The sequence below is a fragment of the Pirellulales bacterium genome (assembly GCA_036490175.1).
GTDB lineage: Bacteria > Planctomycetota > Planctomycetia > Pirellulales > JACPPG01 > JACPPG01.
Map to the genome: position 1 here is coordinate 1 of DASXEJ010000115.1, position 21,174 is coordinate 21,174.

The 21,174-nt window shown below is 61.8% G+C and carries 19 protein-coding genes; 2 read left to right on the forward strand and 17 right to left on the reverse strand.

Going from position 1 to position 21,174, the window contains the following annotated elements:
* Positions 1 to 168: 168 nt before the first annotated feature.
* The 6 genes from VGG64_08130 to VGG64_08155 form a co-directional block, all read right to left on the reverse strand.
* Positions 169 to 462: a hypothetical protein gene (locus VGG64_08130; protein ID HEY1599553.1), complete on the reverse strand. Its 294-nt coding sequence runs from the start codon at positions 460 to 462 to the stop codon at positions 169 to 171.
* Complete coding sequence (locus tag VGG64_08135; GenBank protein ID HEY1599554.1) at positions 462 to 815, reverse strand: DUF5076 domain-containing protein; 354 nt, start codon at positions 813 to 815, stop codon at positions 462 to 464. The genes VGG64_08130 and VGG64_08135 overlap by 1 nt, the downstream gene beginning before the upstream one ends.
* A 354-nt stretch (positions 816 to 1,169) precedes the next feature.
* Positions 1,170 to 2,621, reverse strand: coding sequence for a UDP-N-acetylmuramoyl-L-alanine--D-glutamate ligase (gene murD, locus VGG64_08140; protein ID HEY1599555.1), 1,452 nt, complete (start codon positions 2,619 to 2,621; stop codon positions 1,170 to 1,172).
* A 32-nt stretch (positions 2,622 to 2,653) separates the two neighbouring features.
* The gene (gene phnW / locus VGG64_08145) at positions 2,654 to 3,766 is read right to left on the reverse strand and encodes a 2-aminoethylphosphonate--pyruvate transaminase (protein ID HEY1599556.1); all 1,113 of its coding nucleotides are present in this window, start codon (positions 3,764 to 3,766) and stop codon (positions 2,654 to 2,656) included.
* A gap of 50 nt (positions 3,767 to 3,816) precedes the next feature.
* Positions 3,817 to 4,656 (reverse strand): phosphonoacetaldehyde hydrolase, encoded by an 840-nt coding sequence (phnX, locus tag VGG64_08150; protein HEY1599557.1) that lies wholly within the window; start codon positions 4,654 to 4,656, stop codon positions 3,817 to 3,819.
* A 46-nt stretch (positions 4,657 to 4,702) separates the two neighbouring features.
* Positions 4,703 to 6,154: an MFS transporter gene (locus VGG64_08155; GenBank protein ID HEY1599558.1), complete on the reverse strand. Its 1,452-nt coding sequence runs from the start codon at positions 6,152 to 6,154 to the stop codon at positions 4,703 to 4,705.
* 147 nt (positions 6,155 to 6,301) lie between these two features.
* Here VGG64_08155 and VGG64_08160 point away from each other — a divergent pair, with 147 nt between their 5' ends.
* Positions 6,302 to 7,684, forward strand: a complete 1,383-nt coding sequence (locus VGG64_08160) for an aspartate aminotransferase family protein (protein ID HEY1599559.1) — start codon at positions 6,302 to 6,304, stop codon at positions 7,682 to 7,684.
* A gap of 29 nt (positions 7,685 to 7,713) precedes the next feature.
* Here the strand turns inward: VGG64_08160 and VGG64_08165 are convergent, their stop codons facing one another.
* Together VGG64_08165 and VGG64_08170 are read right to left on the reverse strand one after the other, a co-directional pair.
* Positions 7,714 to 10,083 (reverse strand): MMPL family transporter, encoded by a 2,370-nt coding sequence (locus VGG64_08165; GenBank protein HEY1599560.1) that lies wholly within the window; start codon positions 10,081 to 10,083, stop codon positions 7,714 to 7,716.
* 271 nt (positions 10,084 to 10,354) lie between these two features.
* Positions 10,355 to 11,119, reverse strand: coding sequence for a hypothetical protein (locus tag VGG64_08170; protein HEY1599561.1), 765 nt, complete (start codon positions 11,117 to 11,119; stop codon positions 10,355 to 10,357).
* Between the two features lie 441 nt (positions 11,120 to 11,560).
* On the opposite strand from VGG64_08170, the gene VGG64_08175 reads away from it, so the two are divergent.
* The gene (locus VGG64_08175; protein ID HEY1599562.1) at positions 11,561 to 11,788 is read left to right on the forward strand and encodes a BON domain-containing protein; all 228 of its coding nucleotides are present in this window, start codon (positions 11,561 to 11,563) and stop codon (positions 11,786 to 11,788) included.
* A gap of 132 nt (positions 11,789 to 11,920) precedes the next feature.
* Here VGG64_08175 and VGG64_08180 read toward each other — a convergent pair whose 3' ends face one another.
* The 9 genes from VGG64_08180 to VGG64_08220 all read right to left on the reverse strand — a co-directional run.
* On the reverse strand, positions 11,921 to 13,075 hold the full coding sequence (locus VGG64_08180) for a glycosyltransferase family 4 protein (protein ID HEY1599563.1): 1,155 nt from the start codon (positions 13,073 to 13,075) through the stop codon (positions 11,921 to 11,923).
* Positions 13,072 to 15,204, reverse strand: coding sequence for a lipopolysaccharide heptosyltransferase II (gene waaF, locus VGG64_08185; GenBank protein ID HEY1599564.1), 2,133 nt, complete (start codon positions 15,202 to 15,204; stop codon positions 13,072 to 13,074). Before waaF ends, VGG64_08180 begins: the two co-directional genes overlap by 4 nt.
* Before the next feature lie 134 nt (positions 15,205 to 15,338).
* The gene (gene lpxK, locus VGG64_08190) at positions 15,339 to 16,391 is read right to left on the reverse strand and encodes a tetraacyldisaccharide 4'-kinase (protein ID HEY1599565.1); all 1,053 of its coding nucleotides are present in this window, start codon (positions 16,389 to 16,391) and stop codon (positions 15,339 to 15,341) included.
* 169 nt (positions 16,392 to 16,560) lie between these two features.
* Positions 16,561 to 17,658, reverse strand: coding sequence for an isocitrate/isopropylmalate dehydrogenase family protein (locus VGG64_08195; GenBank protein ID HEY1599566.1), 1,098 nt, complete (start codon positions 17,656 to 17,658; stop codon positions 16,561 to 16,563).
* A gap of 262 nt (positions 17,659 to 17,920) precedes the next feature.
* A complete protein-coding gene (locus VGG64_08200; GenBank protein HEY1599567.1) occupies positions 17,921 to 18,433 on the reverse strand; it encodes a hypothetical protein in 513 nt (170 codons plus the stop codon).
* Positions 18,434 to 18,464: 31 nt separating this feature from the next.
* Positions 18,465 to 18,764 (reverse strand): hypothetical protein, encoded by a 300-nt coding sequence (locus tag VGG64_08205; protein ID HEY1599568.1) that lies wholly within the window; start codon positions 18,762 to 18,764, stop codon positions 18,465 to 18,467.
* A 15-nt stretch (positions 18,765 to 18,779) separates the two neighbouring features.
* The gene (locus VGG64_08210; GenBank protein ID HEY1599569.1) at positions 18,780 to 19,193 is read right to left on the reverse strand and encodes a VOC family protein; all 414 of its coding nucleotides are present in this window, start codon (positions 19,191 to 19,193) and stop codon (positions 18,780 to 18,782) included.
* A 43-nt stretch (positions 19,194 to 19,236) separates the two neighbouring features.
* Positions 19,237 to 19,584 carry a hypothetical protein gene (locus VGG64_08215; protein HEY1599570.1) on the reverse strand — a complete coding sequence of 116 codons (348 nt, stop codon included), beginning with the start codon at positions 19,582 to 19,584 and terminating at the stop codon, positions 19,237 to 19,239.
* Between the two features lie 20 nt (positions 19,585 to 19,604).
* On the reverse strand, positions 19,605 to 21,174 hold a 1,570-nt coding region (locus VGG64_08220), incomplete at its 5' end, for an altronate dehydratase family protein (protein HEY1599571.1).

A 21,174-nucleotide genomic window follows, 5' to 3' on the forward strand; every position in this document is an offset into this window, starting at 1 on the left:
GTGCAAGCGCAGCGTCAGAAGCCCGACGAGATAGCTATACTGCAACACGCGACGCGGTAACTTCGTAGTGGTCATCACCTCCTGCTACGAAGTCTCGCCAGCTAGCGGATTAAGCTGGCGGAAGAGGATTTCTACAGAGCAGGAATAACCTCATTTTCCCCCGCGTGGCTAGATGCGTGGGTTTTCAATAATCGTTCCATCCGGCATTCGATGTAGTTCGGCAACTTCGTTTCCCTCCAAATCGTAACTCGTGGTTCGCTGTTCGGCGCGATTGCCAAATTCATCGAACAGCCGGAGAGAAATGAAACGAATGCCACCTGCTGCTCGCGCGTCCTTGGAGTTTAGAAGCAGGGAATCGAAGTTGGCATTGCTCGCAGCGGGAATACCGTGGACGACACGGTAGGCTGCTATCATTGAATGCCCCCGGAAAACGCGGCGGAAACTGACTTCGGCCTGACCCACTACCGATTTCCGGTGGCGGTTCCCTCCGTCGGGTTTGTGGGACGATAATGCTTCACGTCACCGTGGAGTTCCGATTTCCAGGCGCGATCGATTGATTCCTTGATGATTCGCAGCGTATGCGCGGGGTCCGCACCAGTGGCTTCCCTCAGCGAGATCGCAATGTTCCCTGCAATCGCAACTATGATTTCCCCCCAGATATTCGGATTCTCGTCCAAACCCGTCCCGGTCCGCGTCATGACGCTTACTTTGTCAGAATGAGCCCATGCCGACACCAACTCGATTGCTTTCAGATCGTGCGCAATGCTTTCCGGGATGACTAATCTTCGGTCGTCGGCGGTGGGATTGTCGCTCATGCTCGTATCATACCATGCCTGCAAAAAAACGCTGACGCTCAGAGTGAACCAGTACCCGATTTGCAGGCTTTTTGCGTGGGCTGTTGGCCGCTGTGACACTGACGATCTCGGCCCATGAGTTCGGGCGACGCGAGCCGCTGCGAAGTGACTGCGCATGAAAAAACCTCGAGGTAACGACTCCCAGCGCCGCTCCGATTTCCCACGAGGAAATCTCACAGCCGTCGAACCTCGAGGTCATGTCGTGAAGAGCGCGCATGCACTCGTCACGACATACCGACACTGTAGCCAATGCCTTGACAAGACGCAAGAGAGTTGACCGACTGCGCGAGCGCGCGGCGATGTGCCGCGCGGCCTTCAGCGCCCGTGCGTGTGCTGTTGCACAGTCGAGCGCGATGCAGCGCACGAGTCCAGCGTGCGCACCAGCTCGCGAAATCGTTCGCCGCGCGCGCGATAATCGACAAACTGATCGTAACTGGCACAAGCGGGCGACAAGAGGATCGCTTCTCCGCTCTGCGATTGTCGCCAACACCAGTCGAAGCCCGCGTCGAGAGTTTCGCAGCGAGTGCTTGGGCAGTCAGACCGGCTCATGGCGATCCATTGCTCGTGTAGTCGCGAACTGCTGGCTCCATAAAAAGCTACGCCGCGGGCATGACGCGGTATCGCCGACAGTAGTTCGGACATGTCGATCCCCTTGTCATATCCGCCGATCAATAGCCAGCAGCGGCCCGAAAAGGTTCTCATGGCGGCAATCGTCGATTCCGGCGTGGTGGCCATCGAATCGTTGTAGAACTCACGGCCGGCAACCATCGCGACCAATTCCAAGCGGTGGGGCAGACCTTCGTATTCACGCAGCGCTGCTTCGACGCCTGCGGGCGAACAGCCGGCCGCCAACGCCGTGGCCGCGGCCAGCGCGGCGTTGGATCGATTGTGCACGCCCGGCACGCGCAACGCCGGCAATTGCCCGTCTGCAACAGGCGCCACAACTTTCTCAGGCAGAATCGAGTTCCATTCCGGTCCCAACGTATTCAGGTCGGCCACCGCCACGCCGTTCGTCCCCAGCTCGGCAAATAACCGCTGCTTGGCCGCAGCATAGTGGGCCACCGTGCCATGCCAATCGAGATGATTGGCCGTGAAGTTCGTCAGCACCGCGATACCAGGCAGACGGCATTCGCGCGACAGCCAGGCCAATTGAAAGCTGCTGATTTCGAGCACCACCCACGAATCGGAAGTCATTGTGTCCAAGTCGCCGAGCAGGCTGTGGCCGATATTGCCTCCCACGAATGTCGATCGGCTGTCGGCTCGCAACATTGCGGCGATCATGGCCGCCGTGGTCGACTTTCCATTCGACCCTGTCACTCCGATCACGTGGCCTGGGCAGCGTTCGAGGAATAACTCCAACTCGCTGGTGATCCGCACCCCGCGAGCGACCGCACGCGACACCAGCGGATGGCCAGGGCGTACTGCCGGATTAACCACGACGAGATCAGCATGATCGATCGTTGTCAGATCGCTATCGCGCTCTGCATCCCGGCCGAGACGCCAATCCGCGATATCAACATCGGCCAACGCCGCGATCGAGTCGGCCAGCTCCGCGGCCTCGGCCCGATCCAAAACGGTGACGATCGCCCCCTCGCCCGCCAGCCATCGCGCGGCCGCTACGCCACCACCATGCCTCCCCAGGCCCAGGACGATCGCTCGCTGTCCGCGTAGCTCCATCTGCGTGACTCCATTGCGGCGTGCGACGTAATCAGGTGTTACATCTTCATCGTGCGAGACGGGTGCCATGCCCACGCGCAGCGTGGGCATGCACGGCAGCAATTCCCCATTGCGGTGAGATGCTAAATTTTCCAACCCAACTCTTGGATAACCTCGCCGAAACATGTGACCAGCCGGCGAAAATCTTCCGGAAAGACATGGCCAATCGTCCCCACGCGAAACGTGTCAGCGTGACTTACCTTGCCGGGGTAGATGACGAAGCCACGCCGCTTCAACGCCTCGTAAAGGACGTCAAAAGTAAACCGCTCATCGCGCGGATAAAGAAACGAGGTAATGATTGGCGAACGATGCTTCTCGTCCAAAAGCAGACGGAACCCCAACTTGGTAAGGCCTGCCACCAGCACGCGATGGTTCTCGGCGTAACGTTGATGACGCGCAGCCACGCCCCCTTCGGCATCGAGCTCGGCGAGAGCCTGATGTAGTGCCAGGAGCACATGTGTGGGAGACGTGTAGCGCCATTTTCCCCCTTTGGTCTCCATCTCGCGCCATTGATCGAACAGGTCCAGGCTCAGCGAGCGGGCCCAACCCTCGGAGCTGGCCAGCTGGTTGCGACGGGCGACGACAAACCCAAAGCCCGGCACTCCCTGCACGCACTTATTGGCAGAAGAAATCACGTAGTCGGCCCCGATTTCGTCCGCATCCAGCGGCATCCCGCCAAAGGTGCTCATGGCGTCCAGCACCAAGACCCGGCCATGACGTCGCACAATGCGTCCCACCTCGGCGATTGGGTTGACCATGCCGGTCGTCGTTTCGCAATGGACCAGGGCCACGTGCGTGATCGCCGGATCGGCCGAGAGTAGTTCGTCGATCCGTCGCGTGTCGGTCGGTTCGATCTCGGGCTGAGTGACTGTCACATGGTCGATCGCCAGCCGGGCCGCAATCTGCGCCATGCGCAGCCCATAGGCCCCATTGTTGGCCACCAGCAGCTTGCCAGCGCGCGGAATGACAGAACCGAGAGCGGCCTCGACGGCGAACGTGCCACTTCCCTGCATTAGCACGGCGGTGTATTCGTTACTCGCCGTCGCCAACCTCACCAGCCGAGCCCGCACGTCCTGGACGATGTCGTTATAGTCGCGGTCCCAGGTCGACACGTCGCGCAGCATGGCCTCTTTGACCGTGCGGCTGGTGGTCAGCGGGCCGGGCGTCAGCAGTAGGTAAGGAACGTCGTCATCCATGCCTGGCACCCTGTCTAGCGCGAGCGAGCAAACATTGCGTTCGCGCCGAGTTATTTTTGCGGCCGCTCGCCGTCGGCGAGCCAGCCGTTGATGTAAGTGATGATTTTCGGTACGTCGGCCACCGAGTCCTCGACCAGGTGCGCGCCTGCGGAAACTAACTTGTGGCGGGCGCGATCGACGCGCGCGTTGCGCTCAAGCGGCGCGAGTGCGGCGAATTCACTGACCGTGCAACCAACATCGCTACCGGTGTGCGTGACCCCCACGCTCCACACGCCGGCCGCCAGGCCTTCTTCGATGTCGGGCACGGTGTCGCCAATTTTCAAGACGGTCGCCGGGGGATAAATGCCCAGCGCTTCCATGTTGCGATAGATCATCCACGGCGCCGGCCGGCCTGCGGGCACTTCATTGGGGGCCACGTTATGGTCGGGCACATATCCCTGGGCGGCACCGGCTTGCCAGGCGCGCTCGGCGGCCTCGGCAAAGTAGCCGGTCGTCGTGCCGACCTTGATCCCGTGCTCGCGCAGCCAGGCCACGCTTTTCAGCACGCCCGGTATCAATTGGCAATGCTCGCGGACAGATTCCAATTGGCGCGGAATGAATTGATCCTGATAAACCCGATCGACGTCCGCCTCGGTCCAAGGGTGGCCATGTACGGTTCGCCACAGCTCGGCTACGCGCGGCATGGCAAGAATCGCTCGCAGATGGTCCCGTTTGCCGACGCCCATCGGCTCGCGCGCTTCGGCCAGTGTGACTTGCACGCCGAAGTGCGCAAGCGCGTCGACAAAGGGTGCCACCGGGGCGAAGCAACCATGATCAACCGTCGTGCCCGCCCAGTCGAAGATGACGAGCCGCACCGTGAGAGGATTCATAGCATTGTGGGTGAGTGTCATCGGGGCATTGTGTCGTGTCGCGGCGATTTTTTCAAACCACAGTTGTTCAAACCGTGGCGTCCAAGACGCGGTGGCGCCGCCGCACGTCGTGCATATACCAGTACAACACCGCGGCCACGAGCGTAGCGACGGCGACCGCCCCCAGCGTTGCAAAGGCGGCCGACCAACCGTGCTCGTCGGCGATGGCCCCCACGCCATAGCCCGAGATGATCCCGCCCAGGTACCCGGCGGTGTCCGCCAGGCCGGCGGCGGTCGAGCTGCCCCGCTTGCCACCGAAATCTAGTGAAATGACTCCGGTCAAAAAAGAGTACGGCCCCAGCAGCGCGAAGGAAACCAAACTAGTCAGCAAGAGCGGCACAACAACGCCTTCACCCGGCTCGCGCTGGGCCAGCCCGTAGAGCGCCGCCACAAGCAGCCCGAGAAACGGCAACATTACCATGCCGCGCCGGCCGCGTGTCAGACGATCGGTCGCCAGTCCGGCCGCGATCGTCGACAGTCCGCCAACGAGCGGGAACAGAGCGCTTGCCGTGGCTGCGCCCGAATCGGTCAGGCCGACCGCTTCTTTCAGGTAGATCGGATTCCAGGTGTTGAATGTCTCGCGAACCATGGTCAGTCCAAAGCTGATGACGCACACCAGCCAGAACGAAAAACTACTGGCCAACGGCCACAACAGATCGAACAGATCGGCAGGCCGGGGCGCGTTTCCTTGCGGACCGTAGACGTTCTCGGGATTGGCGTCGGGCTCGTAAGCGCCGACGTCTGCAGGGCTCGACTTGAGCGTGAACATGCTGACCAGTGAGATGGCTGCCAAAAGGCCGGCGGCCGCGAAAAACAGACCGCGCCATCCCAACCCCAGGTACAGCAGTGCCCCCAGACCCAGCCGTGCGATGGCATCGCCAAACAGATAGCTCAATGTGAGCACGCCGAAGATGCTGCCGTGGCGCGCCGCCGGAAACCAGCGCGAGGCCACTTTCACCAGCGCGCTCCAACCCATCGACTGCACCAGGCGATTCACGCTCCACACGGCCAGCATGGCGGCAAAGCCGGTTGCCAGGCCGAATAAAACAGTGCAAACCACCGAGGCGAGCATGCCGAATAAGAACATCCGCCGGCCGCCGACAAAGTCGCAGACCATGCCGCTGGTGAACTTTCCCAACGCGTACCACAAAATGCTGACGCTGGCGATCAGGCCAAAGCGGCGCTTGCCCGAGGATTCTTCGCGCGGCTTCTGCGGCGCCACGGTAGCCGGCTTGTCGTCGCCCAGCCCCACCAGCCGTTGGGCATAGGTGATCGCGCCGCCCAGCCGGTGCGAAAATCCGTCGCGCGCCTGGTTAATCCATTCCTCAGTCGCGCTGACAGGCTGCCCGGCCAGTTCAGCCTGCAACGATGGACCCGCCACCGACAAATTCGACCGGCAGACGTAATAGCCCGCATACCCTACCCACAGCGTGGCGAAGGTTATCAATTGCCAACGGAAAAGTTGCTGCTGCCGGTTCATGCCGCCGAATCATAGCGGCCTTGGATCGTCGACGCCAATGCCGCGCTGCTTGACAGCGCCCTCTGTGGCAAACGACGATTGGGCTTGGCCTGCGGCCGCGACAAGACGGAGCAGCCTTCGACACGAATGCTCGTAGGAGACGCGAATTTGAATCGGCCCGCTGATAACGATCTTTCCGCCGAAAAGTCGGAAGGAGACACGAACATTTCGGCGCTGCGTGCCGCCTGGCAGGCAGAGTCGCTCGATGCCGAAACGCGTGAGCTGCTGGCCGACGACGCTCGCTATTTCTTGCACCAGTCGCTGTCGACTCCCTGTCTCAACGCGCTGCGCTCCTGCGGCGGCATCTGGCTAGAGGACCTTGCCGGGCGGCGCTACATGGATTTCCACGGCAACAATGTCCACCAAGTCGGGTTCGGCAATTCCCAGGTCATTGACGCCATCAAATCGCAACTCGACGAGCTGCCGTTTTGCACCCGGCGATATACCAATCGCGTGGCAGTCGACCTGGCGCGCAAACTGGTTGAAATTACGCCGGGGGATCTGGGAAAAGTTCTGCTCTGTCCGGGCGGTACGAGCGCCATCGGCATGGCCATGAAGCTGGCCCGGATCGCTACGGGCCGACACAAGTTCATTTCCATGTGGGACGCCTTTCATGGCGCTTCGCTGGACGCAATCAGCGTTGGGGGTGAGGCCGTGTTCCGCGCGGGCGTGGGGCCATTACTGCCAGGTTGCGAGCATGTGCCGCCGGCCGACGCCTATCGCTGCCTGTGGGATTGCTCGTCGCGCGGCGGCTGCGATCTGAAATGCGCCGCGTACCTGGAATACGTGCTCGAACACGAACGCGACGTGGCGGCCATTATCGCCGAGCCCGTCCGTAGCACTCCCTACATTCCGCCCCCCGAGTATTGGCAGGCCGTCCGTAAAGCATGCGATCGGCACGGAACGCTGTTGATCTTCGACGAGATCTGCCACGGCCTGGGGCGCACTGGCCGGATGTTTACCTGCGAACATTTTGATGTCACGCCCGATATCCTCGTCATCGGCAAAGGCTTGGGCGGCGGCGTGATGCCCCTGGCGGCCATGATCGCACGACCGGGGTTAGATATCGCGGCCGATCGTGCCCTGGGACATTACACACACGAGAAGAGCCCCGTCTCATGTGCAGCCGCCTTGGCTACGATCAACTACATCGAAGAACACCAACTGGTCGAACATGCCCGCACAGTTGGCGCGAAGACCTTGGCGGCGCTGCGCGCGTTACAAGCGCGGCACCCGCTGATCGGCGACGTGCGAGGACTGGGGCTCTTGCTAGGAGTCGAGTTGGTGACCGACCGTCAAACCCGGCAGCGGGCCACCGCCGAGGCCGAAGAGGTGATGTATCGCGCCTTGGCCAAGGGGCTGAGCTTTAAGCTCACCATGGGAAACATCATCACGCTCACGCCTCCTTTGACCATTACCAACGAGGAAATGGAACAGGCCGTCGCCATTCTGGATGCGTGTTTGAGCGAGGTCGAGGCGGCACGGCGTTAGAGTGGGCCGGATCTCAGCCGCGTCCTTCGTTACGTCACCGGCAAGGTCGCCTTAGGGGCGTGGCCAATGTGGGCTTCGGGCACGCTGGTCTCGGGGGCGCTCGCCGGGCGCTGATCGAAAAGTATCAGCAGGTTCGGCAGCATGAACAGGTCGCCCAGCATGGCCGCGGTCATGGCCGCGCTCGACAGCAGGCCAAAGTGAAACAGCGGCTGAAAGTCGGTCAGCAAAAACACGGTGAAGCCTGCAATGTGTACGACCGAGGTCAACACGATCGGCCGTCCCAGGTCGGCGATCGTCTGCACGATTCCGGGGCGCGTGGCCATGCCGCGCTCGCGCGTTAGCCGCTGGTAGTGCAACACAAAGTGCATGGTGTCGTTCACCGCGATACCTAGTGCAATCGTGGCCACCATCGCCGAGCCGGAGCTGATTGGTATTTTGAACAGTCCCATGACGCCATACAGGGCCAGCACGGGAAACAGGTTCGGCGGCAGCGCCAACAACGTGAATTTCAACGAACGGAACAAAAATGCGCACACCACTGCGATGATGATGACGCTCGATCCTAGCCCCCACAGGATGCCGCCGCTTAACCCTTCGCCCAGTTGTACGACCTGGGCAATTGACCCGCACAGGTAGCAGTCGAAGCGATCGTGCGGCAAATTGTCGCGGGTAAATCGCAGCAGCGGGGCAAAGCCTTCGGCCCCTTCCTCATGGGCCAGAAACGTCAGTCGCAGCGCCCCTTTTCCCTGTTTGTCGTGATTCCAGCTTTGGAATGTGTTGGAGAAGATCGACGACTGCGAAGTCACGCGCCCCAGCTTGGCCAGATAGGCGGTCAGGCCTTCTTCTCGGCGGACCTTCTCCAACTGCTGCTGAAATGCCTGTTGGCGCTGGTGAAAAGCATCGGTTGAGACGACCCGCATCACCCCCAGGTCGCGTCGCGCGAGGATCAGGTCGCTATACGCGCGGGCCTCTTTACGATTGGCCTCGTACACTGGGTCGGCGGCACGCCCCGCCTTTGGCGGCGCCGCGAATTCCTTCGGCACCAGCACCACGTCTAGCTGATAGACGCCGAACTCGCGCTTCGAGAACAGGTCGAGCGCCCTGGCGATCGGCTGCTCTTTGTTGAAGAACGAAAATGGGTCGGCATCCACGTAAAGCCCGATCGGGTAATCGGCCGGCCGCGGCCATGCGCAGAAAAAGAGTAATAACGTCACGCCTAACAGACCCAGGCTGGTCAGCACCGGCCGACGGGTCACGGCGGTCGCGTAACGGCGAAAACGATCCTGCGTCAGCACGACTCCGCCCGAGGCGTTGCGGATGGGAATGATTTGCGAAACCAGAAAAACACCAAAAAACGCCAATAGCGACCCTATAAATAATTGCACGCCCAGGTCGCGTACCGGCGCCAGATCGTTAAACACGAGCATCAAAAAGCCGATCGCCGTTGTTGCCGCGGCGCCCAGGCAGGGCACGGCAACCCAACTGACCAGTTGCTTGCGCTCGCGCCCGTTGCCGGTGCTGCCATGCTCGGCCGCGTATTCGCCGAAGTGCATCGTCGATGCTACGCCGATGATTGAAATCAAGGCCGGCGTCGCCACGGTCACCACGCCCAGCGTCCCGCCCCCAGCGCCCAGCCAGCCCAGCACCAGTAAGATCGCCAAGGCGCTCCCGAGCACCGCCACGGCCAAGGTGCGCCAGGTGCGAAAACTGAAATACAGACTCAGCATTCCCACTGCGATCGACGCGGGCAAAAACGTAAACGCCACCTGTCGGGCACGTTTCTCAAGCTCCATCATCATCACGATGGAACTGGCCACGTGAAATTCCACGCCCTGGCCCCACGCACCATCGGTGCGTTCGTGAGCCACGATTTTTTGGACTGAATCGACGACCGAGCGCCGTCGCTCGTTCAGCACATCGTCGGTTTCTTTGCCTGGATGAAATTCCAATTCGCAGACGCCGACCAATGTTCGCGTGGGATCGTCGGGCGGGGGATTGTCCCATAATGCTCCGGCATACAGGCTGAAACGCTCGTGGTTTGCCGGGTCCAAGAGCGTCATCAGCGGGACGCCCTCGATCTGATCCGCCACCAGCGACGTGTCGTATACCTGCTTCACGCCAGGGATGGCGGCGAATTCCTTGCGCAGGTGAGCCAATCGCGGCAGATCTTCTTCGGTGATCGGGCGGCTGAAGTGCAGCCCCACGGCGACCGTGTCGCCAACGTCAAAATGGCTGTCGAAAACCTTCCACGACTCGACCGTGGGGCGCGGCATCCAACGCTCGGGCGAGTCGAGGATTTCCAGCTTGGTGAGCAGAAAGACCGAGGCTGCCATGGCGGCCAGCATCACCAGCCAAACGGCGCCGCGATATCGGTCGATCAGATTGAGAATTGTTTCCATCGGCCAAGCCCGGCTGAGTGGCGCCTCTGCGATGGCCGCCCCCCTCGGGCGGCGCCAACCCAACTTACGAGCGACTCGCGACAGCAGGGCATCGCCAGATTATGGCCATGCTGATGGAATAACGCCAGCGTGGTTGTTGTGCGGCGGGCAGGGCCCGTCGGAATTCGGGACTCAATCGTTGCGACTGCCCAGTTCCCCTTGGCGAAACGTGGATAGGACCGAGAGCGACTTTCCATGCCCATCCAAGCGACACTGTCGTGCATGACGCGCTTCAGCGTGTCATCTTGCGCCGGCTCGACGGGCTGGCCGCGGTTGTAACCGGCGGTTTCACAGTGGCCTGTGCTTCATCACCCGTGGGTTCGTCACTGTTCGGCAGCACGATATGAATGCACAAGACCGACTCGCGGGGGATGTCACTGCGAACATTTTCTTTGGCCGCGCTTACTTTGCCAAAGGCGGCACCGATCAGTGGCAAGCCGCCCAGCACCGGCACTTCACGCTTTTCGTAAACGAGTTGCTCGTCGGACAGGATGATCGAGTCGTCGGTGATTTTCGTCAGGCTGCCGCGCACGGCCACGGCCTTGTCCTCTTCGGCTGCCACGACGCGGCACATGGTGTTGAGTGGGGGAGATTCATCGTCGACCTCGGTCGTCGGCTGCGGGCTTTTGGCATGAGACCAATCGGTGATCGTTGCAATCTCGCGTGGGATCCAGAATATCTCTGTTTGGCGTCCCTTCTCGGCGCGTTGAGACTGCCGAGAACCGGCCAACCCGCGTGCATCGCCGCGCCCTTCGGAGACCTTTCGTAGCACGATCCAGCGATCCGTGGCCTTGACGAAGTCGCCCCGCACACGTTTGGCGACGCCCTGGCACTGGACGTCGATGGTGTACGAATCGCCCGGCACAAAATCATCAGCCACCGGCTCTGTGAGCGACACGGCCACGGCCTCTTGGCCGCGGGCCTGTCCCGCCGCCATCACCAAAAGACACCCGAGAGCACAGCAACCGATCGAGCGGCAACACATAAACAGACGCATAAACGAGGGCCTCCGTAACGACTACCAGGCGACCGAACGGCATAGCTTTACGGCAATTGCGATCCATCGGCAATGCCGATTTCGATGTCGATTTCGACTGTCTCGCCAGCAGCGGTTGGAGACCGGTTCCGATCTCCATGTCCGAAACGTAAGCTGGCAGTTAGCAGAACGTTAGGAAGGAAGAGGAGCGGCAAATATCACCCCCTCAGGGTGTTGACAGATTGTATACTACGCCCCTAAATTAGCTGTGTTCGAGAGTTGCTCGGCCGCCCTGGGCAAGCACACGTTTGCCCCGTTTTGCCCGGCGATACTTAGCTGGGGCGGAGTGCATCTCGATGTCTTCGGTCGGCACGTACAGTGCGCTTGCAGAGCCGTTGCTCCACTCGGGATCGAGTGGTTGATGGTTATTCGAAGGAATGTAATTTCGTGGGAGGGAACCTTTTGGCCACAACACAACGTGCACTCAGTGAAGTGCTGCCACTGGCGCAATCCGCGCTTTCCGAGAGTCCGATCTTCGACCTTCGCGATCTGACCGTCGAAGAAGGTGAAGAAGCGCTCGTCCTGCGCGGCCGCGTGTCGAGTTACTATCACAAGCAGATGGCGCAAGAGATCGTTCGCGCCGTCTCCGGTCGTGAAATCGACGTGATCAACTCGATCGCCGTGCGCTAATCTGGCACCCCAATCCGAGACTCTACCGGTCCCACGTTCTGTGGGCTGGGGCATTTCCGGTGGCGCATTACTTGCGCGGCGCTAACCATCATCGCGCGATTTTCGCGTCTCGGATCTCAAGCAACGCGGACGTTATGCGGCGCGGCGCATCCGGCCGGCGATCTGTTGCCAAAGTGCCATCACCTGGCGATAGTTGGCCTCCACCGGCTGCCGCTCTGCCAGGTGCCGTGCGGCCATTCCCATCTGCTGTCGCGTCGTCGGATCGAGCAAGGTCGTTAAATGCGCGGCCAATTGCTGCCAGTCGCCTGGATCGTCGATCACGAATCCGTCGCGTCCTTCGGTGAGCAATTCGCTTGCGCCGTTATGGCTCGATGTAATCACCGGCACGCCGCTGGCCAACGCTTCCAGCACCACCAGGCTGCACGAGTCGTACCAGGTCGGTAGCGCAAACACGTCAGCGGCCGCATAAAACGGCGCCGTATCCTCGATCGCTCCCAGACACGCGATCGCATCTTCGGCGCCTTGATCGCGAGCCGCCCTGGCGTACTTGCGGGCGTCGTCTCCGCCGATCGTGACCAGTCGTACCGGCTTGTTTGCCTGACGCAATTGGCCGACGGCGCGAATCAAGGTCGGCAAGCCCTTCAGCGTCGCATTGTGGGCGACAAACAGCACCAGCAGCTCCTCCGGGCGGATTTTCAGTCGTTTCCGCACCGCATCACGGTGCAGCTCCCGGTTCGCCGGAGCAAACCGTTGCAAATCGACGCCGTTGTAGATCAATCGCGTCCGTTCCATCGGCCAGCCGAGCGTGCGCTCCAAATCGCGGGCCACCAGCTTGGACACGGCGATTACCCAGCGGCGATGATCCGCGTATTGGCGCCAGTGAAGTCGCTCGCTCTGGTGTGCTCGTAGCGACAGAGACTGTGCAACGCGCCGCACTGTGCGCTTCCAGGGGGGCATCGATAGCAGCTTGCGGTCGAACTGCGCCCGGGCGGCGCCAAAGTGCGGCTGCAGAATATCGAAATTCCAGCCAAACCCCATGTCATGTACCAGGTCCAAATCCAGCTCGCGCAGGGTCTCATCAATAGCCGTTGCGAACGCATACGGAGAGTGCGTTCGCGGTACCACATGCGGCACCACGGGCAAGGCTCTTGCGGCTGGCCCAAAGCTCTGCGCCACCACGTGTACTTCATAGCCGGCGGCGATCGCGCGCTCGGCCAATTCGCAGGTCCAGCGTTCGGCGCCGCCGCGTTGCGGGTTGAATTGACGAATGACCAGTCCGACTCTCATGGTTGCTGTCCCAGTTTTAGTTCCATGAACCATTGCTTCCGCAGCACGCTGCGCAGCAACCGTTTGTCTTGGGGGCGGAGCTTGGCAACCCCCAGATAGACTTTGAAAAACGCCAATTTGCGGCTACGGCTGACAAAATCGCGCGGAGCCGAGTAAGCCAGTTGCGCGAGGTCTTTAACGATCCATCGACCGCGCAGATGTTTGCGATGCTGAACGCGTTGCAAATCGATGAGCCGCACGTCAAACGCGCCTGCCTGCGGCTCACGAATGAAAAAATGGCAGCAATAAAGATCACGATGGTTGTAGCCCTGCCGGTGGAACCGGCCAGCAACGCCAGCCACGGCCGTCAGCAGACGGTCGAAATCCCGATCCCGATGTTGGCCGGCGGCGGCCGCATTGTTGGTGGCAGTGAATCGGCCGCGCATGTAATGATCCAACTGCGCATAGCCCGCCAGTTCTTCAGTAAGTACGAACGATTCCAGCAGGCCGTCGCGACGCAGCTGCTCGCCGAAGGCGATCACGGTCATGGCCGGAATGCCCGCTTCGGCCAGCCGGGCGACGTTTTCCGCCTCGATGCGGCCGGGGGTCAGGGGGATGGAATGCGGCACGCGTGCTCGTATCCAGTTACCAAAACTGCGCACATGGTGCTTCTTGAGAAACGCGCCCCCTGGCTGCGCCTGCGCGGTGTGCAATTGCAGCCGCCAGTTTTCTCGGTCGGGAAGCGCCCGCATCAGCCGGCCCTGAGTGGTCGCCATCAAGGCAGCGAAACTATCGATTCCCGCCTCGGCCAGCGACTCTCGGTAATGCGCGTTGATCCACAATTGCGGTTCGCCGGGCGAGGGACGCGGCACCTGGCTGGGGCCCGCTGCAGGAGCCAAAGCAGTCGGCGCTCCGCTGGTCTGCATCGGTACCATGTGCGGCAGTGGCGCAGCAGGGCGTACCGTTGGCCGCGCGGCCAGTGCCGTCTGCGCGCCAGATTTGGGCGACCAGGTGGGGATTACAAGTGGACCGTAAGTATGGTCGGAGTCGTCCGTCCACGGTTCGTCTGCCGATGGTTCGACGTTACTGGCGCGCTCGATCGCCTCGAGCTGCGATTGCACCGCGCGGTACACGTCGTCCACCGTCAGATCGCGCATGCACTGGTGATGCCCGAGCGGGCAAACCTGCTGCATGCAGGGTCCGCAGGGCACTTTGTGCTGCAAATGCACGGCCTTCGCGAAATGCGTCTCGCTGAGCGAAATATGCGTCGGCCCAAATAGCGTAATGACGGGCACGCCGAAAGCCGGCGCAAAATGTCGAGGGCCACTGTCGGTCGTGACCATGATCGTTGCGCGGCGCACGCAGGCTTTGCTCAGCCCGATCGGTAGCGGATAGTCATCCCCCAGCCGAGTGTCGGCCAGGCTCAGAACATTCGGGTGATCCGCCATGGTCGTAATCTGGCGGACGATGTCGCGCTCGCGCGGACCGCAGATGGCAAGCACCGTGTGCCCCCAATCGACCGCGATCCGGCGCGCCAACGCGGCGAAATACTCGGTGGGCCACAGCTTCGAGGCGCCAAAGGCGGCTCCCGAATTCAGCAGCACGACCGGCTTGTCGGTGGGAATGTCGAGCGTCTGCCAAACTTTTTCCGCGGCTTGCTCGTCGGCCTCGGTCGTGGCCAGCTCCATCCGCGGCGATTCTTTCGGACAGCCCAAGGCATAGGCAATTTGCAGGTAAGCATCCAGCGTTGGTTGCGGTACGTACTCGCCCCCGGCACGCGGCGCATACAACTTGTGTGTCAGAAATGCCGAGCGCACGTCCCGTGCATAACCCACGCGCTGCCGGGCACCACTGGTCCATGCCCAAAAGCCGGTTCGCAACGAGTTCGTCAAAAGGATCACCGCGTCAAAGCGCTCGCGTCGCAGGCGTCGTGCAAATCGCCAGCCATTCAGCTCGCGGTTCTTGGAGCGGGGATCGAAGAACAATCGATCATCCAGCCACGGCGTGCCGACCAGCACTTCGGACACGTACGGGCGCATGATGCCCACGATCCTTGCTTGCGATCCGTAGTGAGCGCGCAAGGCTCTGAGCGTCGGCGTGGCCATCACCACATCGCCGATCCAGTTGGGTAGAAAGATGCCCAAGTTCATGGGGGCGGCCTGTGTAACTGAGCCAGTGTCCGGGCGCGGCACTACTACGTTGGCAGCGTCCGCCAAGACGGGCGGCTAAAGATAGCGGTGCTGTCCGGCAGCGACAATACCGAATGCCAACCCGGACAGGGCTGCTAGCAGGGAGCGTTTTGCTTTCCCGCCGACGGCGGCACGACTGCCGCCAGGCACGCTTCGAGCGACGCTTGCCCGCTGAGAATCTCCAGCCCGATTTCCACGGCCCACAGTGGCACGCCGGCAACCTCGTCGACGGCCACCTTGACCAGGTCCTTGTGCGTACACACAAGCGCCGCGGCCTTTCGCTCGCCCGCCAAGCGGGCCAAGGCGCCGATATCCTCAGCCGTGTAGGCGTGGTGATCAGGGAACTCGCGCAATTCCAACACCGCGTAGCCGCATTCCGTCAGTGTGTGGCGAAAGCCGGCCGGGTTGCCGATCCCGCAAAACGCCACGACCGGTTGACTCCGCAGCGACTCGAGTGGCGCGGACCGCCGCGAGGCCGATAGCAGCTGCTGCGGCGCATGGCGCATTTCGATGTAGGCGGCCCCCGGGTTGTATCGCTGTGCCACGGCGCGGAGACGCACACGTTCTTGCGGAGCAACCATGTCGGCCCGCGACAAGGCAATTACTCGGGCGCGGGCCAGTGAAGAAACTGGCTCACGCAGCATGCCGCGAGGAAACACATGCCCAAATCCAAACGGCTCGACGGCATCGATCAGCACGATATCGAGATCACGGCCCATGCGGCGATGCTGAAACCCATCGTCCAACAAAATCACTTGGCACTCGAATTCCTCGACCGCGGTGTGAGCCGCCGCGACACGGTCGGGATTTTGCAAATGCGGAACGTCAGGAAGTTTCTGCTCCAATTCCAGCGCCTCGTCGTTGCGGGCTCCCTCCTCGGCGCCGTAACCGCGGCTGATCAACGTTACGCGTAGATCGCGTGCCCGCAGCCAGCGAGCAATCCAAGCAACCAGGGGCGTCTTGCCGGTGCCGCCAAGCGTCAGGTTGCCAACGCTGATCACCGGCACCTCGGCCCGCGAGACGGTCAGATGCCCATGATCGTAGCCGTAATTACGCCAGCTAACGGCCAGCGTGTAGGGCATCTCAACGAGGCGCAGCGCCAGCCGTGCGAGCGCTGCGGTCAGTCCCCGGCGTTGGCCGCTGACCAAAGCGCGGAAATGGGCGGCGGAGGAATGTCGAATGTCGAATCCTCGAATGTCGCAAAAAAGCCGGAGCCGCCAGGACGAAAAGCGCTAATCGACAAAATGGGCCGAGAGTCGTACCTGGATCCCCCGTCCTGATTTGCGCATTCGTGTTTCGGCCTTCGGCCGCCAGGGGCTATTCTGCCAACTTATCGCAGATAGCCTGGGCCATTTCGCGCGTGCCGACAGCGGTCGGATCGTCGCGATTTGGCTTCAGGTCGTAGGTCACATACTTGCCTTCGGCGATCACATCGGCCACGGCCGTCTCCAGGCGATCGGCGGCATCGAGCTCGCCCAAGTAGCGCAACATCAACATGCCCGACAGGATCAATGCCGTCGGGTTGACCTTGTTCTGTCCCTTGTACTTGGGCGCGCTGCCGTGAGTGGCTTCGAACACGGCGCCTTCGGGCCCGATGTTGGCGCCTGGGGCCACGCCCAGCCCGCCGACCAAACCCGCGGCCAGATCGCTCACCACGTCGCCGTACAGATTCGGCAGCACCAGCACGTCGTACAACTCGGGCTTTTGTACCAGTTGCATGCACATGTTATCGACGATGCGGTCTTCGAATTCGATTTCGGGGTATTGCTTGGCCACGTTCCGCGACACTTCCAGGAACAAGCCGTCGGTGAACTTGAGAATGTTCGCCTTGTGAACGCAGGTGACGCGCTGTCGGCTGTTGCGGCGGGCGTAGTCGAACGCGCAGTGGACGATTTTCTCTGTGGCCGACACGCTGATGGACTTGATCGTGATGCCGGTCTCGTCGATGCCGGTCTTTACCTTCCGCTCGGAATGGCCATTGATGAAGTTGATCAGCTCGGCGGTCTCGGGCTTGCCCTTTTCGAATTCGATGCCGGCGTACAGGCTCTCCGTATTCTCCCGGACGATGACAAGATCGACGGGCACCTCGCTGAAATAGCTGCGCACGCCGCGATAGTGCTTGCAGGGGCGGATGCAGGCAAACAGCCCCAGGGCTTGCCGCAAGTGAACGTTGATGCTGCGGAACCCCGTGCCCACGGGCGTGGTGATGGGGGCCTTGAGCGCGCACTTGGTGCGGCGGACGCTGGTCATCACCGCCTCGGGGAGTGGCGTGCCCGCCTTCTCCATGATGTCGACGCCGGCCTCTTGCTCGTCCCAGTTGATTTTTACGCCGGTAGCGTCCACACACTTCTGGGCCGCGGCAGCCAACTCGGGACCGGTGCCGTCTCCGGTGATCAATGTCACTTCGTGCGCCATAGACTCTGTTACCTATCCTTTTTGCCCAAAGGGGTTGGAGGGATTCGCGGCCGGAAAGTGGTCTCGGCGGCGGGCGGGCGTAAGCCAAAAAAATTAACAGAACCGCGGCGAGGGGTCAAACGGCCCGGGTAACGCCTAGATAATGGTCCGTTATGACGAGCGTGCCCGAGCTGATTGAACCAAGGGGGTGCGATCGGCTGACGTCTGTGCGCGGCGGACCCTGAGCAGATTTGTTGAGTGGGAAGTCGGCTCGTGGTTTACCTTACCGAAACGCAAGCGGCAGGTTGAGGGCGAGCATGCCGAGCACGACTGCCAACGCTCCGGCGGATTCCGGACGTGTCATCTGCATCTTTTGCCAGCGCTGGCCAACGAGCAGTCGACGGCCAAGAAGCGCGGCCGTGCCCAGGCCGATCACCAGCACCGCGGCGAGCGGCGCCAGGCTCCAAGAATTCGACGCGGGCAACAGCAGGATGCCGATCGCTTCGAGGCACGATTTGGCGGCAACGGTCAATCGTAGTGTTGCTTCGATGGCATTGCCGGTCTTAATGTCCGTGGCCCTACGAATGCCTGGCGACACCAGTTCGACCAATCCCATCGTCAGGACGTTGATTACCGGCACCCTCAGCGCGATGTACATGCTCTTGGGCGCGTTGGTCCAGCGCGTCACGGGGAGCATCTCGGGCAGCGAGTCGTAGCCGATCGCCACCGCGCCTACCGCACCCAGGGCGAGCATCCACCCAATCACACGCGTGGCGATGACGGTCCGAGCGTTCATGGATCAACCAGCATGCAGTGGACAGCGCGGCCTAAGAAAGCCCCAAGCTCACCATGACTAGCGCGCCTGTCAGTGCAAAGATGCTTATCAAAAACAGTGCCGACGCGGCGGCGATGGCCACGCAAAAGCAAGTGAAACTGCAAATCGGCCGGCCTGCTTGCGCCAGCCGCTCCGTCAGTTCGGCCATGCTCCAGCACGCGACCGAGAGTGGGCTGGTAATCGTCAGGAACAGCACGACGAACGCGGTGCCCCGCCAGAACAGCACCGCCACGGCGCAGATGGCCACGCATACAAATAGCGTGCGCAACGAGAATTGCAGTTCGCCGTTCACCCGGGCTCCTGTCGGCTACCGAACCGTCTCATCGTAGCAGACCAGTTCGACCTGGTTACCTTCCGGGTCGCGCACGTACAGGCTGCGCCAATGTACCCAGGCATGTTCGGCGGTTTCCACGGCCACCCCCAGGCCCTGCAGCCGGTCAAGTTCGGCGTCGAAATCCGCCCGGTCGATTTCAAATGCCAGGTGATCGATGGTCGTCGCGGCCGGACTCAGGCCCGCGTAGCCGGGTTCCCCAGCGCGATCGAACAGCGCCAGCACCTGCGCATGCCCGCCGTAACCATCGGCGATCTTGAAGAAGGCCGCTTTGTCGAAACGCTTGAGCAGCGCGAGGCCGATCACATCCTGGTAGAACCGCTGCATGGCGTCGAGGTCTGTGACGCGGAGTGCGATCTCACCGAGCCCCCGGATCGACCGATTCGCCATGTTGAACATTTCTCCCGTTGCACGGTTCGCCCTCGCGCGTCGTTCAGTGCGCCGGCGTGAGGAAATAAATCCAAGCAATGGCGGCACTCAGAATAGCAATCGCGAGCAAGCATACCGCCAGCCACGTGACCGCGTAGACAATGCCGACCGTCGATAGGGCGAAGGACTCGTCCAGCGATATCGTCCGCGAACTACGTAGCCAGTTGAACAAGCACGCGAGTGGCATCGCGACAATGTAGTACGCCAGCATTACGGCTGGCACCGCGGCGACGGGGTTTTTCAAGGTGGCCGCCACGAGCCCCGCCTCGATGCCGCACATCGTCATCACAATCCAGAGGGCTCGCAGGCCGAATTGCATAGTCGCCTCGCCCCGCCGTTCGTCAGGCAGCATTCATCGTTCGGCATTGCGCCTCACAGGGTCGGCCCAATGCTCCAGGGCACGAATTCTTCTTCGCCGATGCCATGTTGTTCGCTCTTGGTCTTGCGGCCGCTGGCGACTTCCAGAATGAACTCGAAGATTTCGCGGCCGACTTCTTCGACCGGCGTGCCGGTGAGGACCCGCCCGGCGTCGATATCCATGTCGTCGATCATCCGTTCGTACATGGGCGTGTTGGTGGCGATCTTGATCGAAGGCGTTGGCTTGCAACCGTAGCAGCTTCCGCGCCCTGTAGTGAAGCAGACGACGTTTGCGCCACTGGCTACCAGGCCGGTGACGCTGGCCGGGTCGTAGCCGGGCGAGTCCATAAAGACAAAGCCACGGGCCGTGATCGGCTCGCCGTACAGGAACACACCCGACAGCGGAGCCGTGCCCCCTTTGGCCGCGGCGCCTAGCGATTTTTCGTAGATCGTGGTCAGGCCGCCATCCTTGTTGCCGGGCGAGGGGTTGTTGTCCAACTTCGCACCGAATGCCCCGGTGTAACGCTCCCACCAGTGAATGCGCTCGATCAGCTTTTCGCCGATCGCGCGGGTGCGGGCTCGCCGTGTAAGTAGGTGTTCGGCGCCATAGATCTCGGGCGTCTCGGTCAGGATCGACGTCCCTCCCGCCGCCACCAGCATGTCGCTGGCCACGCCCAGGGCCGGATTGGCCGTGATGCCGGAATTGCCATCCGACCCGCCGCAGTTCAGCCCGAGGATGATCTCGCTGGCAGGTATCGCCTCGCGGCGGACGTCATTCACCTGCGGAAGCATCTTGGCGATCTGGTTCTGCGCCGCTTCCAGCGTTTTGGTCGTGCCGCCGCAATCCTGCAAATTGAAAATCGGCGGCAGCTTGCGCGGCTGTGCCCCCAGTTGCACCAACCCGCCGTTTTCGACCAGGTACGACATGGCGCCTGTCTCGCAGCCCAAGCCGATCAACAGGTAACCGCCAATGTTGGGATGCTTGGCGAACCCGGCCAGCACGCGATTGAGCTGATCGTGATCTTCGCCGCCATATTGCAGGCCGCAGCCCCCTTTGTGCGTCAGCGGTAAAATACCGTCGACGTTTGGGTAACGGGCCAACAACTCGCGATCGAAACGCTGGGCGATGTACTTGCTCACCGAGGCCGAGCAATTCACCGTCGAGATCACTGCCAGGTAGTTACGCGTGCCGACGCGGCCATCGGCCCGGCGGTAGCCCTGGAAGGTGCGCCCCTCGATCGGCCGTGGGTCGGCCGGAACCTCGGTGGCGTACTGATAGTCGCGGCTGAATTCGCCGGCCGTCATATTGTGCGTGTGAACCCAATCTCCCGCGTCGATCGCGACCGTGGCAAATCCAATCGTCTGACCATAGCGGGTCACACGCTGTCCCTTGGGAATCGATGCCAGCGCGATCTTGTGCCCCATGCGCACCTGGCCAGAAAGCGAAACCGTCGTGCGGCCCGCCGTGACTTCGGACCCCAGGTCCAAGTCCCGGGCGGCGACGCAGACATTGTCCTCGGGATGGACCAGTACAACGTCGACGGTCGTGGCAACGGTGGCCATGAGCGCGGGTGTCCTCAATTCT

Bases quoted from the DNA above. Each gene is read 5' to 3' on its own strand.
- phnW (HEY1599556.1), bottom strand. From the start codon at position 3,766: ATGGATGACGACGTTCCTTACCTACTGCTGACGCCCGGCCCGCTGACC.
- VGG64_08200 (HEY1599567.1), bottom strand. From the start codon at position 18,433: ATGAACGCTCGGACCGTCATCGCCACGCGTGTGATTGGGTGGATGCTC.
- VGG64_08215 (HEY1599570.1), bottom strand. From the start codon at position 19,584: ATGCTGCCTGACGAACGGCGGGGCGAGGCGACTATGCAATTCGGCCTG.
- murD (HEY1599555.1), bottom strand. From the start codon at position 2,621: ATGCCCACGCTGCGCGTGGGCATGGCACCCGTCTCGCACGATGAAGAT.
- VGG64_08165 (HEY1599560.1), bottom strand. From the start codon at position 10,083: ATGGAAACAATTCTCAATCTGATCGACCGATATCGCGGCGCCGTTTGG.
- VGG64_08180 (HEY1599563.1), bottom strand. From the start codon at position 13,075: ATGAGAGTCGGACTGGTCATTCGTCAATTCAACCCGCAACGCGGCGGC.
- VGG64_08195 (HEY1599566.1), bottom strand. From the start codon at position 17,658: ATGGCGCACGAAGTGACATTGATCACCGGAGACGGCACCGGTCCCGAG.
- VGG64_08135 (HEY1599554.1), bottom strand. From the start codon at position 815: ATGAGCGACAATCCCACCGCCGACGACCGAAGATTAGTCATCCCGGAA.
- VGG64_08170 (HEY1599561.1), bottom strand. From the start codon at position 11,119: ATGCGTCTGTTTATGTGTTGCCGCTCGATCGGTTGCTGTGCTCTCGGG.
- VGG64_08155 (HEY1599558.1), bottom strand. From the start codon at position 6,154: ATGAACCGGCAGCAGCAACTTTTCCGTTGGCAATTGATAACCTTCGCC.
- VGG64_08210 (HEY1599569.1), bottom strand. From the start codon at position 19,193: ATGGCGAATCGGTCGATCCGGGGGCTCGGTGAGATCGCACTCCGCGTC.
- phnX (HEY1599557.1), bottom strand. From the start codon at position 4,656: ATGACACTCACCCACAATGCTATGAATCCTCTCACGGTGCGGCTCGTC.
- waaF (HEY1599564.1), bottom strand. From the start codon at position 15,204: ATGAACTTGGGCATCTTTCTACCCAACTGGATCGGCGATGTGGTGATG.